Origin of the sequence: Amycolatopsis australiensis (genome assembly GCF_900119165.1) — a bacterium.
In the GTDB taxonomy this organism is placed as follows: Bacteria; Actinomycetota; Actinomycetes; order Mycobacteriales; family Pseudonocardiaceae; genus Amycolatopsis; species Amycolatopsis australiensis.
Window position 1 is genome coordinate 6512196 of sequence record NZ_FPJG01000006.1, and the last position, 14067, is coordinate 6526262.

General features: G+C 69.9%; 13 protein-coding genes and 1 pseudogene. 4 read left to right on the plus strand and 10 right to left on the minus strand.

What is annotated here, in order from left to right:
* Positions 1–271: 271 nt before the first annotated feature.
* Together BT341_RS31705 and BT341_RS31710 are read right to left on the minus strand one after the other, a co-directional pair.
* Positions 272–454: a suppressor of fused domain protein gene (locus tag BT341_RS31705; RefSeq protein WP_072479753.1), complete on the minus strand. Its 183-nt coding sequence runs from the start codon at positions 452–454 to the stop codon at positions 272–274.
* 351 nt (positions 455–805) lie between these two features.
* Positions 806–1771 (minus strand): helix-turn-helix transcriptional regulator, encoded by a 966-nt coding sequence (locus tag BT341_RS31710; protein ID WP_072479754.1) that lies wholly within the window; start codon positions 1769–1771, stop codon positions 806–808.
* Positions 1772–1888: 117 nt separating this feature from the next.
* Here BT341_RS31710 and BT341_RS31715 point away from each other — a divergent pair, with 117 nt between their 5' ends.
* A complete protein-coding gene (locus BT341_RS31715) occupies positions 1889–2566 on the plus strand; it encodes an alpha/beta fold hydrolase (RefSeq protein ID WP_072479755.1) in 678 nt (225 codons plus the stop codon).
* A 34-nt stretch (positions 2567–2600) separates the two neighbouring features.
* Positions 2601–3167, plus strand: coding sequence for a GNAT family N-acetyltransferase (locus BT341_RS31720; protein ID WP_143168691.1), 567 nt, complete (start codon positions 2601–2603; stop codon positions 3165–3167).
* A gap of 965 nt (positions 3168–4132) precedes the next feature.
* Here BT341_RS31720 and BT341_RS47465 read toward each other — a convergent pair.
* Together BT341_RS47465 and BT341_RS44590 are read right to left on the minus strand one after the other, a co-directional pair.
* Complete coding sequence (locus BT341_RS47465) at positions 4133–4345, minus strand: ATP-binding protein (RefSeq protein ID WP_072479757.1); 213 nt, start codon at positions 4343–4345, stop codon at positions 4133–4135.
* A 2940-nt stretch (positions 4346–7285) separates the two neighbouring features.
* Entirely contained in the window at positions 7286–7573 is a 288-nt protein-coding gene (locus tag BT341_RS44590; RefSeq protein ID WP_143168693.1) for a hypothetical protein, read from the minus strand.
* A gap of 40 nt (positions 7574–7613) precedes the next feature.
* Between BT341_RS44590 and BT341_RS31740 the strand changes: the two genes are divergently transcribed.
* Positions 7614–7985: a GGDEF domain-containing protein gene (locus BT341_RS31740; protein WP_072479760.1), complete on the plus strand. Its 372-nt coding sequence runs from the start codon at positions 7614–7616 to the stop codon at positions 7983–7985.
* A gap of 38 nt (positions 7986–8023) precedes the next feature.
* The gene (locus BT341_RS31745; protein WP_143168694.1) at positions 8024–8215 is read left to right on the plus strand and encodes a hypothetical protein; all 192 of its coding nucleotides are present in this window, start codon (positions 8024–8026) and stop codon (positions 8213–8215) included.
* A gap of 541 nt (positions 8216–8756) precedes the next feature.
* Here BT341_RS31745 and BT341_RS47470 read toward each other — a convergent pair.
* From BT341_RS47470 to ligD, 6 genes and pseudogenes are all read right to left on the minus strand, one after another.
* Complete coding sequence (locus BT341_RS47470) at positions 8757–8879, minus strand: hypothetical protein (protein WP_281256019.1); 123 nt, start codon at positions 8877–8879, stop codon at positions 8757–8759.
* Positions 8880–9264: 385 nt separating this feature from the next.
* Complete coding sequence (locus tag BT341_RS31750; protein WP_084743058.1) at positions 9265–10197, minus strand: proline iminopeptidase-family hydrolase; 933 nt, start codon at positions 10195–10197, stop codon at positions 9265–9267.
* Positions 10198–10972: 775 nt separating this feature from the next.
* A complete protein-coding gene (locus tag BT341_RS31760) occupies positions 10973–11629 on the minus strand; it encodes a response regulator (RefSeq protein ID WP_072479764.1) in 657 nt (218 codons plus the stop codon).
* Positions 11626–12744: a sensor histidine kinase gene (locus BT341_RS31765; RefSeq protein WP_245805179.1), complete on the minus strand. Its 1119-nt coding sequence runs from the start codon at positions 12742–12744 to the stop codon at positions 11626–11628. Before BT341_RS31765 ends, BT341_RS31760 begins: the two co-directional genes overlap by 4 nt.
* Before the next feature lie 343 nt (positions 12745–13087).
* A complete protein-coding gene (locus BT341_RS45615) occupies positions 13088–13261 on the minus strand; it encodes a hypothetical protein (RefSeq protein WP_177328943.1) in 174 nt (57 codons plus the stop codon).
* A gap of 139 nt (positions 13262–13400) precedes the next feature.
* Positions 13401–13673 (minus strand): annotated as a pseudogene (gene ligD / locus BT341_RS31770) (non-homologous end-joining DNA ligase LigD); the annotation flags it as partial.
* Between the last annotated feature and the right edge of the window lie 394 nt (positions 13674–14067).

A 14067-nucleotide genomic window follows, 5' to 3' on the forward strand; every position in this document is an offset into this window, starting at 1 on the left:
TGGATGTGCCGTACCGGCGGAGGCCGACCGGCCACTTCGTCAGTGGCGCTCGCGATACTCGGCGTTCTGATCCTGGACCCCATGGACGATGACGACTGCTCCAGCGTCCGCTCATGCCGCGGGTGGCACGCTCCTCCCGGCCTCGTGCATGGAGCGTTCTCACCAGCATCCGGGGGCCGCGCAGCCACCAGAGCAGGACGACGGTGTTACGAATGGCGGCCGGGGCGTCCCCGGGTCGCTATACCGGCTCGACCGCCGGAACCTCCGGCGCTCACCGGCCGGTCAACGAGAGCTCCGGCCGGTGCCGGCCTAGGAGGTCGGGATCATCCTTGATCAACTCGTCCTCGAACGCCCGCCGGCCATTGATGCCTACAAACTCGGCTTCACGTCGGGAAATCGGCACCAACCAGACGATCACCGCGCGATGTCCGTCGTCAAGGTGCCGCGAAGTCATCGTCGTAACAAACCGGCGACGCGCCGTACCGAGCTTCCATCCGGCTCCCCGGTACGAGCGCCCGCCGAGGACCGATCACGTCGCCGCGCAGAACCGCCCGACCCGATCCCACCACCTCCTCGGCAACCTGTCCGACCAGGCCGGGAAGGAATCCGTCCCCGGTCCGCCTCGCTCACCTACCAGAAGTTCTAACCGCACCTTGCGCGCCCCGACCTCGGTGACACCAGGTCGTCTCTGCTCAGCCCGATCATCGAAGAAGGACTGGACCCCGGGCAGCGCTCCTTCGGCGGACGAAGCGACACGGAACGGCCACGGCCGCCCGTCCGCGTCCTTGGACCAGCCACGTGCTTCCTACATCTCCTTGGGTGTCAGAGCTGCGGCGAAGCGCGTGGCGACCGACGCGACCGCGGCGCGCAGTTCGTCTCCTCCGTCGACGCGGAAGTCGAACGGTATGGTGGCCAGCCATTCCTGCGCGTACATCGCTGGATTGCTGGTACTGCCGGTGAGCACACATCCGTCGCCTAATGGGCGAAGCTGTCCCATGGGAGGCCGGACCCAGGGCGCCACCTCGGCCGGCGGGGCGTCGAACACGATGCGGGCGGGAAACTCCCAGCCGGTGCCCAGGTTTTCTTCCAGCGCCGCGACGGGGTCGAGGTCGACGGGTGGCACGAACTCGTGTGCTGTCTGCCTGACCGCGCGGACTCGGTCGATCCGGTAGGTGCGGATGGCGTCCGCTCGATGGGAATGGCACAGCAGGTACCAGCGCCCGTGGCGGGCCACGACCGCCCACGGGTCTACCTCGGCCTCGCAGGCGTTGCCGGTCTCGCTCCGGTAGGCGATCAGCACCCGGCGCCTGGCTGCGACGGCGGCGACGAGTGCGCTGGTGGTCGCGGGATCCGGGCGGGCCGAGTGTCGGTCGGGCGCGGCTTTGGCATGCGCGCGCAGTGCGGCCGCCTGCCGGCCGACGTTCTCGGGCAGCGCCTGGATGACCTTGCCGAGGGCGGCACCGACCGGGTCGTCGGTTTCAGTCGCGGTCGGCTTGCCGTCGAGCACCGCCATGACCAGGTCCAGTGCCTCGGTCTGGGTGAACACGATCGGCGGCAGCCGTGTTCCGCGCCGGAGCCGGTACCCGCCGTGCGGGCCCCGGGCCGATTCGATCTGGATGCCGGCTTCGCGGAGGATCCCGACGTAGCGGCGAGCGGCGCGTTCCGTGACGCCCAGCTGCGCGGCGAGCTGGTTGGCCGTGGTGCCGGGGCGGCCCTGGAGGATCTCCAGTGCCTGCAGCGCCCGGGCGGTGGGACTGACCTCAGCCGACATCTAGGCAGGCTAAGCGATCAACACCCGTACCGGAAGCGGACTGTCCGGAATTGGCTTTAGCGTGATGGTCGACGCACCGCGGTGAGCCCACCGCGTGGATGGAAGAGAGAACTGATCATGGACATCTTGCTCATCGCCGGGCTGTGGTTGGACGGATCGGCCTGGGACGACGTGGCGTCCGCGCTCCGGTCGCTCGGCCACCGCCCCGTGCCGCTGACCCTGCCCGGCCAGGGTGACGGACCGAGCTCCGCCACGCTGGACGATCAGGTGGCGGCCGTGCTCGCTGCCGTGGACGCAGCTTCCGGTAAGCCCATGGTGGTCGGGCACTCGGCCGCGGCCACCCTGGCGTGGCTGGCCGCGGACGCGCGCCCGGACCAGGTTGCGAAGGTCGTACTCATCGGCGGTTTCCCGGTCGGCGACGGGAGGCCCTACGCCGACTTCTTCCCGCTGCGGGACGGCGTCATGCCCTTCCCGGGCTGGGACCCGTTCGCGGGGCCGGACTCGGCCGACCTGGATGAGGAGGCCAGGCACGCCTTCACCGCCGCCGTGATCCCCGTTCCCGGCGACGTGGCCACCGGCATCGTGCGGTTGACCGACGAGCGACGCTTCACGGTCCCGGTCGTCCTCGTGTGTCCCGAGTTCACCCCGGCCCAGGCCCAGGCGTGGATCAACGCCGGTGATGTAGCCGAACTCGCGCAGGTCACACACCTCGAATTCATCGACATCGATTCCGGCCACTGGCCTATGCACACCAAGCCGGCCGAACTCGCCCGGTTGCTCGCCGCGGCGGCCTGAGCGGCCGCTGGCGAGGTCGGGGAAGGAGACACGCGTGTCGTACATCATCCGGCCGCTGGACGCCGCGACGTGGGACGCGTTCGCGGAGCTCGTCGAGCGCAACAACGGGATCTTCGGGGGCTGCTGGTGCATCGGCTACCACCCCGAACGCGGCCAGAAAGGGATCAGCCACCGGGCGGTCAAACAGGACCGGGTCCGGACCGACCGAGCCCATGCCGCGCTCGTGCTCGACGAAAACGGCCTGGCACAGGGATGGTGCCAGTACGGCAGCCCCGAGGAACTGCCCGCCATCAAACACCGACGCGAGTACGACAAGGACGCACCACCGCGGCCGGACTGGCGGATCACCTGCTTCTACGTCGACCCGAAACATCGCGGCCAGGGCATCGCACGAGCGGCGCTCGGCGGCGCGCTCAACCAGATCTCCCGAGCCGGCGGAGGTCTTGTCGAGGCGATCTCCGAGGTGACCACCGGTCGCCATGCTCCGGGCCGGTTCCTGTTCAGCGCGACCGTCGAACTGTTCGAGCAGTTCGGCTTCACCCGCGACCGGCAAGTCGGCAAGCACGCGTGGATCGTCAGCCGAATGGTTGATCCGATCTGAACACCGCCGCCCGGTCATCGGCCGCACGCCCGACAGGGCCGAGCCCGCAGAATCAGGTCATCCGCACACGCCGCTGTGTGCACAAGCACATGCCGCCGACCGCTGCTGCCGCCACGATGATCGGCTGGGTAACGCGGACGACCTCGCCGTATTCACACAGTTCCCCAGAACTGCCCGCCGGCCAGGTTGGGGACCGGGTCGGTCATGCCGCGAACGGCAAGGTACCCCAGCTGTGCGAGGTCGAGCCGGGCGGCGAGGCCGACATCGACGGCCCAGCGGTTGGCCGTGGTGATACCAGGTGGCCGGGTACCGGCCTGCGACGAGGCCAGAGCCTCCCACAGCAGGGTCAGCGCCGTTCCCGGATCGGCCGCGACAGCAGGGTGGCCCGCCTCTGATCGTCGATGCAGACGTAACCGGGGGTGGTCCGGGCGCGGATCACGACCAGTCGCGTGCTGTTCATCAGCTACTCGTGGTCAGGGCCATATCCCGCGCCGCGCAGCCGTGCGTCGAGCCGGTCCATCCACTCGGCGTCGTCGGACTGTCCCTCGCACAGGCCGGTCACCGGGGGGCAGGGTGACCCCGTCGGCCGTACCCACCATGCACATCTGCAGGCGCAGCAGGAATCCCCGCCATCCGGTAGCGCCAGGTCGCAGCGGGGGTGCACTGTGGAGAACATGCCCGGCCGGTCGCCGGCGTGCGCGAGCACGGCGTCCAGCAGCCGCTTGCCGGCTCCCTCTACCCTGCAGCCCGGTCCGCACGCCGTAGGTCGCCCTCCCGATGATGCCGGCGTCGAAAGTGAGTCGATCGGCAATCGCGGCGCATAGGCGCGGGGTCGGCGACGGTGCGCGCTCACCCACTGATCGCCGAGTTGCTCGCGATCGCGCTGCTCGAGCGTTCTCCCCCTCGGTGAAACCTGGAACGGCAGTTCTGCGCCGCACCGGTCCGGTTCGAGATGGCTCAGCCCATCAAGGCAGGGAGACCGGCGCGTCCGTAGCAGGCGATGGCTCTGGACAGGTGCTGTCGTTGGCGGCCTCGACGAGCTCGTTGACCAGCGCCGCGGCCGTGACGTAACAGATCCGGAACCCGGCCTCCGCCGCCGCGGTGCCGAAGCCGCGCAATAGGCGGGACTTGCCGGTGCCCGAGTCACCGTCCAGGCAGACCGGCCGCCCCACGTGCATCCCCGCGCCCTTCGGCCGGAGTGTGCACCTGAACCCTGCGGATGTGGGCCATGACACGTTCCCCTTCCTGGAAGTGTTGCTGAGCAACTGGTCGTAGGCCCCGACCGATGGCGGGGCGGCCAGGACTCGAGCGGCAGGTCGGTGATGCGGCGACGTTCGGGCAGCGAGAAGACATTGCTGCCGCTGCACCTCAGCGTGGACAGTTCCTCCGCGGTCCCGAACTTGTCTCCCGCGCGGACGCTGTGACCTCGGGTTTCCGGCGTCGAGCAGGTCGAACACGTGCCCGCCGCGGCCCGGCGCCGATGGGGGCTCGCCAAGGTAGAACATCGGGCGCTGCACGGTCCTGATGAACACTCGATCCTTCGGTCCGCCTGCGGCACGGAAGTCCGGCGCGACGAGGTAGTCGCCGCGGGTCATGACGACCCACAGCAACGGTGAGGTGGCCCGGTGCTTGTCCAGGCCCCAGTCGGCGCGGATCCCCGGGTCGCGGTGCCGCTGCTAGGCCTGCAGCTCGGCGGCGAACGGCCTCCCAGGAGGCGACCGGAATCCGCCAGCCGGCCGGTGCGCGGCACAAGCCTTACCGCTGAACCGGCGGGCAGGTTCCGGTAGCCTCGCCGATCGAATTGATCTCAGCATTGGCACGCGAATCCCCCGCGTAGTCATACAAGTTGGTGCACGACGCCTCCCCCGTCCGCGGCCCCGGCGGCGTGTTCACCTTGCCCCGCAGAACCGGCGGGCAGGTTCCCGTGGCCTCGCCGATCGAATTGATCTCAGCATTGGCACGCGAATCCCCCGCGTAGTCATACAAGTTGGTGCACGACGCCTCCCCCGTCCGCGGCCCCGGCGGGGTACGTCCACCCGAGCGCTTCACCGGTGCTTGTTTCTGCGTCGTGCCCGCGGCAGACGTGGCAGTGGTCGCGGTCGTGGTGGGCGCCGGCGACGAGACGAGTGCACTGCCGGCGGTGTTCGACGGCGACGAGCAGCCGGTCAGCAAAGCTCCGGCCAGAACGGCTCCCGTCGACAGCAGAGCGGCCGCGCGGAAGTTTCGCAGTGATTGCGGGAACATTGGTCTTCCCCTTCTTTCGATGCCGGCCGGGGCGATTTCCTCTTTGCTCGGAGGACGCCCCGTTACCGGCCGGGTTGCTTCGTCTGGGCGCGTTGCCCGAAGAGCCAGCCGGAGCTGCCCTCGATACCAACGCGGTTCCGGTCACCTCACCAGACCACGGGCGGCCACACGTGGTCGGGCGTCAGACCGTGGGAAACGGTTCCACCACGGCCAGCGTGCGCTCACGGGCCTCGCATGTGAGGCGATAGTCCTCAGTGGCCGCTGCCAGCTCCAGGTTTCCCGGGCAAGCCGGTACTATCCGGCATCACGCCACGCGATGCCCGCGTGCAACGTCACTTCCCCGGCTCGGCTCGTCAGGCCTTCGCGGGCGCACTCCGTACACATGTGTTGCGGCTGAACTCGTGCCGAACTTCGTTTTCCTGAGTCAGCCACCAGCACGGGGAGCTCGGCAATCGCTTGCTCGTAGCAGCCCAGTGCCTGCAGGACCCGGCCCGGCCGCAGGCGCGTGTGGACGGCCGGGCGGACCGCGGCCACCACCGCCCCGAGGATTTCCTTCGGTCAGTAGTCCGTCGCCGCCCTCCCGGGCCCGCCTGTGCGGCCTGGACGTATCGGCGGACGGTCTTGCGGTCCAGCCCGGCCACCTCACACAACGAGTGGCCCGTCAGCCACAGCACCTCCTTGATCTCGATCACACCACACGACACGTCCCATCAGCGGCAAACCCTGACTCGAGGCCCTGATCGAGGCGGGCCATCCACATGGCGAACAAGCGCACGGATGGTCCCATGCTCGTGGCAGACGACAGCGAGTCAAAGCACAAAGCGTCCGGTCTGTTCGGCGGCGTGTCCTATCTTCGTTGCCGGTCGGCAACGTTATAGGCCCGGCGGCCGGGAGTCGTCACCGTTTGGGGACATCTGTGCGTAGCTCGCGCGGGGCACAAAGTGCCACCTGGCCGGCGCCGTCGGCGTTGACACGCGGGACATTCGGGCAGGCTCGCGTGTACGGGAGTCTTTGCCGACGACTGGATCGAGTACGCCGCGGGAGCTGTCGTGTAGACCTGGTCCAGGCTTCCGCTACGAGTGAAGGAGTTCATTTGTTACGCAAGGTTGTCACCGGGTTCGGTGTTGCCCTGGCGATGTTCGTCGGCATGGTTTCGACTTCAGGGCTCGCTCAGGCCGCTCCGAACGACGGCAGCGTGCCGCCCGTTCCGGGTGGGGGGACCTGGGTCTACGTCCGGTGGTACGAGGGACACACCATGGAGTCCTATGCGCGCTGCAGCGACGATGGCGCTCACCTCTACCCCGGCCGCCTCTACCAGTGCAGGCAAGCGGACAATCCTGCCACAACCCAATTGTGGGTGCTGTACTGAAAACCAACGTGGTGTCGCGTTGCGGCAGAGCTTGACTGTGAGGCGCCACGGTCGCTCGGAGACTATCGGAGATGGTCCGGTCGGACCTGAAGGGAGTCGTCCGTGGCAGCACGAGGAAGTACCGCGGTGAGCTGAGGGCTCGGGCTGTCCGGTCGTGTCGGGAGTCGGATCCCAAGCCGGTGATCCGGCGGCCGACCGGGCAGCTCGGAGTGCGTCACGAGGGCGATCACCGTCCTGTCCGCGACCGGAGACACCATCAGCCGGCGGGAGCCGATCTGGTTCGCCATCCTGACGGCCGCGTCGATCGTGCACCTGGAAGCGGCGCGCATGATCGAGCGACGCCGCGAGCAGGCACCCAAGCATTCCCCCTACACCAACCTGAAGTCACTGTGGGTCTTCGCCGCGGTGCTGCTGGTCCCGTTACCGCTGGTCATCGCCTGACCGTCGTCTCCTACCTGTACTGCTGGCTGCGTGTCTACGGCCCGACCGTCGCCGTCCGGAAGGTCTACTCCGCGAGCACCTTCGTGATCGCCTCTGCCACCGCCGAGCCGTCCTGCACGCCGGCGGCCTTGTTACCGCGCCTCGCCTGCCGACCGGCGCCTGGTCCCTGCTCATGGTGGTCGCCGCGGCCGCGGCCTGGTGGCTGACCAATTACGCCCTTGTTGTACTGGCGATCGTGCTGTCCTCCGCCGAACGCATCAGCGCCAAAGCTGCCCTCGGACACCCCGCCGACCAGCTGGTCGTCGCGGCCGCGCTCGGCCTCGGGGTGACCATGGCGGTGGTGCTGGTGCACTCCCCGTGGGTGCTGCCCGCCCCCATGCTGGCCGTGCTGTGTGCGCACCGCGACCTGCTGCTGCCCCAGTACATGCACCAGGCCCGCACCGGCCAGAAACCGGCCTCGCCGCCCTGTCTACTGGTCCGACGCCCTGGCGGCCGAACTGCGCCGTGCCAAGCTAGCCCACACGTCAATCGGTGTTCTGTTCCTCGACCTGGACAGATTCAAAGAGATCAACGACATCTACGGGCACCCTGCCGGGGACCAGACCATCGCCAACCTGGTGCAGGCCGAGGTCCGCTCCTCGGATCTGGTAGCCCGCTGGGGCGGCGACGAACTGGCCATCATGCTGCCCGACCTCGGGCATCAGCAGCTCCTTGATGTCGCCGAACGCATCCGTTCCGGCTCGCCAGCACACCAATCACCCTGACCGCCACCAGCGACGGCAAGCAGCACATCCTGCGCGGAGTGACCACGTCCATGGGCGCCGCCTCCCTCCCCCAGGCCGGCGACACCCCCGACGAGCTTCTTCTCGCCGCCGCCCGGGCACTGCTGCACGCGAAAAAGACCGGCCGCAACCGCGTCGTTCTCGCGGTACCCACCGAACTCGCCACCGCGGATGGCTCCGCCGCCGACCCAACCACGACACCGACCGCGTAACGACCGCGCGCGTGCTGAGCAGGGCCAGCCCCGCCGCGGCTTGCCCGACGGCCCCATGCCGCGCTGGTCCACCGCAACGACCACCGGCGCCAGGCTATGGCCGCGTCCTGATTGCCGCGCGCTCGCCCGTACGCCCGAATACACGTGGACCGCGCCGTGCTGGGACCCGGCCACCCCACAACCACGCCACCCAGGCCGATCCGGACCATGCTGCCCCGGTGGCCTCGCGTTCTTCCCAGCGGCAGCTGCTACGGCCAAAGGGCGGCGGCGCGGGTCGAGGCGATCAAGACCGGTCTCGGGATCGGCGCGGGCACCACCGGCATCTTCGCGCTGCCGCTGGCGGTGCGGCGCCAGCAGCACAACGAGAGCGACGCGACGGAGAAGAACGTCACCGAGCTCTACACCAAGGCCGCCGACCAGCTCGGCTCCGACGAGGCCAGGTCCGGCTGGCCGGGTTGTACGCGCTCGAGCGGCTGGCCCACAACAACCCCGGCCAGCGCCAGAGCATCGTCAACGTCATCTGCGCCTACCTGCGGATGCCCTACACCCCGCCGGGGACACCCAGCCAGCCGCCGCGGCCGACGAGACGCAATTGAAGGAGCATCAGCGCCAGGTGCAGGAGCGGGAAGTCCGGCTCGCGGCCCAGCGCATCCTCGCCGAGCATCTCCAGCCCAAGGAACGCCGAACGACCTCGACCTCACCAACGCCCACCTGATCAACTTCACCCTGGAGAGCTGCCGAGTACGGACGACCTCCTTCAGCGGCGTGACCTTCACCGGCGGCGCTCGGTTCGACGGTGCGACCTTCGACGGCGCCACCTTCGACGGCCGCGCCCCGGTTCAACGACGCCACAGAGCCGGCAGCCGAAGACCTACACCTGCCCCTTTGCCAGGGGCGCTGCTCGCGATGACGCCGCACACGCTGCGCTTTCCCGAGAGCGACCGGGACCGCACGCGCCATGCGCACATCGCGTGCGTGGCGGCGCAGCACAAGGCCGGGAAGCTGCTGACCCGTGCCGAGTGGGAGCGCAGTCAGCGCCCGCAGAGCGCTCACTCAGGCACGTCGTGGCGGAGGTTCTCGCTCTGGATGCGGCGTTGGCCGGCGTCGGGAGACCCGGACTCGGTTCCTGCCAGGAAGTCGCGCAGCAGGCCGAGGTAGGCGTCGCCGACCTCGAAGAACGGCATGTGGCCGGCCTCGAGCACGACGAGCTCGGCGTGGGGAAGGGACGAGGCGAGCGTCGCGGCGAGCGAGGGGACGCACTGGTCCCGCGTGCCGCCCACCACCAGCGTCGGGACCTCGAGGGTGGCGAGCCGGCCGGTCGCATCCCAGGCCGACCACTGGCCGTCAGCGGAGAACCACGACGAGCCGTGCATCCGCTCGTACACCTCGCCGCCGGAGCTCATCTGTGCGCGCACGAGCGGCTCGGGCATCTCGCCGGGCAGGATGAAGCGCGAGACGAACTCGCCCAGTGCCGGCCCGTAGGCCTCGCCGGAGGGGCCGTCGCGCAGCGCCTTCCCGTGCTCCGGATCCAGCTCCGAGAGCCGCGCATCCCAGCCGGCTGAGAGGCCGGCGACGCTCGGGAACGTGTTCGACAGGGTCACCGAGAGCACGTCCGCGGGTCGCCGGCGCAGCAGGTACTCCAGCAGCAGGGGGCCGCCGTAGGAGTGCGCGAACAGGTGGACCGGCCCAGGTGCGAGCCGGTCGCGCACGGTGGCGAGCTCGTCGACGAACAGCTCGACGTCGTACTCGCTCGGGTCGGCGGCGCGGTCGGAGCGCCCGCAGCCGTACTGGTCGTAGAACACGACCGGGCGCTCGCTGCGCAGCGCCGCCAGCGGCTCCAGGCAGTCGTGCGGCATGCCGGGGCCCCCGTGCACCGTGAGCAGCGGCGGGGCGGTACCCCCGGGCGACTCGGCGCGTCCCCACCACACCTGGTGGCCGCGGTGCGAGAGAGTGCCCTCGGTGCTCATCTCCGGCGCTGTCATGCCAGCACTGTAGGGCCGTTCCACCGTCCGCGCCCGCGGATTCGGGAACCTGCCTGCCCGGCTTGGATCGTGGCCCGTGACGCACGGTGCCCGAGGATGACCGGGCGGTCTACGGCGCGATCTACCCGACCCGCTTCGCGCTCCCCTCCAGCGCAGCTGGTGCTCGACGATCGGGGACGTCTCCGGCTCGCCGATCGTGCTCGCCACGGACTTCCGCCACCCTTTTCGCCGAGCAGCGACAGCAGCACCGCCTTCACGACGGACCCCTTCTTCATCGGGCCGAGGCCGGTCGGGCACCGCAGCGCCAGCGCGGCGACGCGCTCGGGGCGCCGGGTCGTGTGGTCGAGGGCGAGCCAGCCGCCGAACGACGAGGTCAGGTACGCCGTTCGCGAGGCGCCGAAGTGGTCGAGCACCGCGTAGCGCGCGTACCGGTCGCTGTCCAGCGGCGGCGCGCCTCGGCGCTCAACCCCGGCTCGCCGATGATGTCGACGGCGTAGCCCCGGAACCGGTCGGTCAGCGCCGGGATCCGCGGCGCCCACTCCGCCGCGTTGCTGCCGGACCCGTGCAGCAGCACCAGGGGCGGGCGCCGGCCGGACCCGAGACCACGACGAACGTCTCGCCGCCCGGCGTCGGGACGCGCACCTCCTCGCGGGCGCCGGGCCACGCCTTCAGCGCCTCCCGGTAGCGCTCACGCAGGAGGCGCGCCGGCTTCGGACTTGTATATCGTCATGCAAAGTACTCTATCCTTCCTCATCAAGTGGATAATGAGGAGTGATCAAGAGCCTGGCCGCACCAGTCCGGACTCGTAGGCGAAGACGACCGCGTGCACCCGGTCGCGCAGCCGCAGCTTGCCGAGGATCCGCCCGACGTGCGTCTTCACGGTCGTCTCGCCGATGTACAGCTTCGCCGCGATCTCGGCGTTGGACAGCCCGCGCGCGATGAGCCCGAGCACGTCCTTCTCGCGTTCGGTCAGGACGCCGAGCTTCGCGACATCGACCGGGTCGCGGCCGTCGCCGAGGTAGCGGTCCAGCAGCCGCCGCGTGACGGACGGCGAGACCATCGCGTCGCCGCGCAGCACCCCGCGGATCGCGACGAGCATCTCGTCCGACGGCGCATCCTTGACCAGGAACCCACTGGCACCGGCGCGCAGCGCGGCATAGGCGTACTCGTCGAGGTCGAAGGTCGTGATGACCAGGACGCGCACGTCCGGCAGTTCGGCGCAGATCCGCCCGGTCGCGGCGACGCCGTCGAGCACCGGCATCCGGACGTCCATCAGCACCAGGTCCGGCCGCAGCTCACGCGCCTTCGCGACGGCTTCTTCGCCGTTCGCCGCCTCCGCCGCGACGACGAGGTCGTCTTGGCTTTCGACGATCATCCGGAGTCCGACGCGCACCAGTTCCTGGTCGTCGCAGAGCAGCACCCGCGTGGTCACGGCGCGACCACCAGGCTCGCGCTGACCCGGTACCCGCCGTCGGGCAGCGGCCCGGCGGCCAGTTCGCCGTGGTACATCTCGACGCGCTGGCGCATCCCGGCCAGCCCGCGCCCGGACGAGGGCAAGGCGGGCGCCGGCGGCGACTGCCCGCCGGTGTTCGTCACCTCGATCCGGATCTTCTCCCGTTCGAAGGCGACTTCGACGCGGCCGGTCGCGTCGGCCGGTGCGTGCTTGATCATGTTGGTCAGAGCCTCCTGGACGATCCGGTACGCCTGCAGCGCGGCGCTCGCGGGCAAGCCGCCGGGGTCGCCGGTGACCTCCAGCGCAACGGCGCGCCCGCACTGCTCGACGAGCCCGCGCAGCTCGGCGGTGGTCGGCTGGGGGCTGCACGCCGCCGGCCCGGCGTGCAGGACTTCGAGCAGGCGCCGCAGCTCCGCGAGCGCGTCCCGGCCGGTGCGGCCGATCGTGTCGAGCGTGCGGTCGACGGTTTCGGGGTCGCGGTGCCGCGCCAGCTTCGCGCCCTCGGCGTTCAGCACGATCACGCTCATGCTGTGCGCGAGGACGTCGTGCAGCTCGCGCGCGATCCGGGTGCGCTCCTCGGCGATCGCCGCCCGGGCCTGCGCCTCGGCGCGCCGGTTCTCTTCCGCGGTCAGCTGGGCCTTGGCGTGGAAGAACTCGCCGAGCGCCCACGCGGCGACGTGGACGGGGATGATGACGACGACGTTCAGGACCGGGTTCTGCGTGTCAGGGCCCCGGCCGATGCCCCACAGCACGTCGAGCGCGAGGATCCCGCCCGCGGTCAGCGCGGCGAACCGGCGGTCGCCGCGCCGGACGAGGTTGAACAGCACCACGGCCATGCTCAGCTCGGCGCGGCCCCGGTCGTAGGCCCAGATCCCGTTCGTGTAGGCGACGAGCGTGGCGGCCAGGATGAGCACCGCGACCGTGCGCGGGAACCGGCGCCGGACCAGCAGGGGAAGCAGGAACAACATCGGGATCGCCCGCAGCACCCACGGGTCCGGGCCGATCCAGCCGGGCGCGAGGAAGACGAACACGGCGTACAGCGGCAGGTCCACCGCCCACCGGTGCCTGCGCACCCACTTCACGAGCCGTTCCACGAGCCGAACGTAACGCGGCGACGGGGCCCGCGGCGTCATCCCGGCGGCTCGACATGGTCCTCCCGTGGGAGGACGCGAACCGGCCGGTCCGGCGGATTCGCGGCCACCCCGGCCGTACCTGGCGTCGCCGGCATGTCGATCACCAGGGAATTCCTCCGCCCCCCCGATGCTGACGGGCGCGCGTGCATCTGGTCGACGAGGCGCGGGTCCGTCTCGATGCGGCACGCCACCGCAGTCCTTCGGACGGAGCAGGGGCCGCGCGTCGGCGATGACACAGCGCCGGACGCGACTTGACAACTACATAGGGACGCCCCTTTACCTCGACAGGCGGCAACATCGGAGGTCAGCCAAATCTGCCACCAGCAGAATCCAGCACCTGTGCTGCTTCCCCATCGACTAACACGTGCCGATCGAATACGCGTCGTTTCCAGTACTTCACGTCGCGGTTTTCCTTGCTGCTGGGATGGGAGCGTGCCAGTAGCAACTCCACGCCGGTCGGCGTGAACCGCCAGTTCATGGGGCCGTCCGGGTACGTCCGAAGGTCCGGCACGCCCGCTTGAGCGTCTCGATCACAGAGGGGTTCGGCTCGGCGGCAGAACGCCCCCGTCTGCCGCCGAGACCTACCGTCGCTGCCAACCGGAATGACGGAAACTATGTCACCGTGCGGGCAGCGGAGCCCTGGTCTCGTCGAGCTCGGCGAGAAGGTCGCCGTGCTGCTGCACGCGGTCGAGGACGTCGTCGGCGGCGAAAGTCAGCTGACTGACGTGCTCGCACGACTCGACTTCGTCCCAGGTGATCGGGGTGGACACGGTCGGGGTGTCGCGCCCGCGCAGCGAGCACGGCGCGATCGTGGTCTTCGCCGGGTTGTTCTGGCTCCAGTCGATGAACACCCGCCCGGTGCGCTGGGCCTTGGTCATCACCGCGGTCACGACCAGCAGCGTATCCGGCAGCGGCAGCGTGCCCAGCTGTAGTTTCCCGGCCTATCCAGGGCTGTAACCCGGCGATCAGGCAGCTCGCCGGCTAGTCCGCCGTCGTGCTCGCCGCCACCTGCGGCGGTACGTTGGTGCCAGGAATCGATCCACAACCGGTCCCGATCGGCCGTGGCGTCCCTATCGATCTCGATCGCGGGGGTCAAGGGAGTGCTCTGCACAGCGCGCTGCAGGCGGGCGGACAGCACCTCGGTGTCGATGACTTCGTGGTCACGGGTTCGTCCGGCTCAGCGCGCCACGCGGCGCCGCCGATGATCGCGGCGGTGCCGACGCCGCCCGGCAACGCGCCGTACGCGAGCCCGCAGTCGGGCTCCAGCCGGGTCGCGCAAAAGAC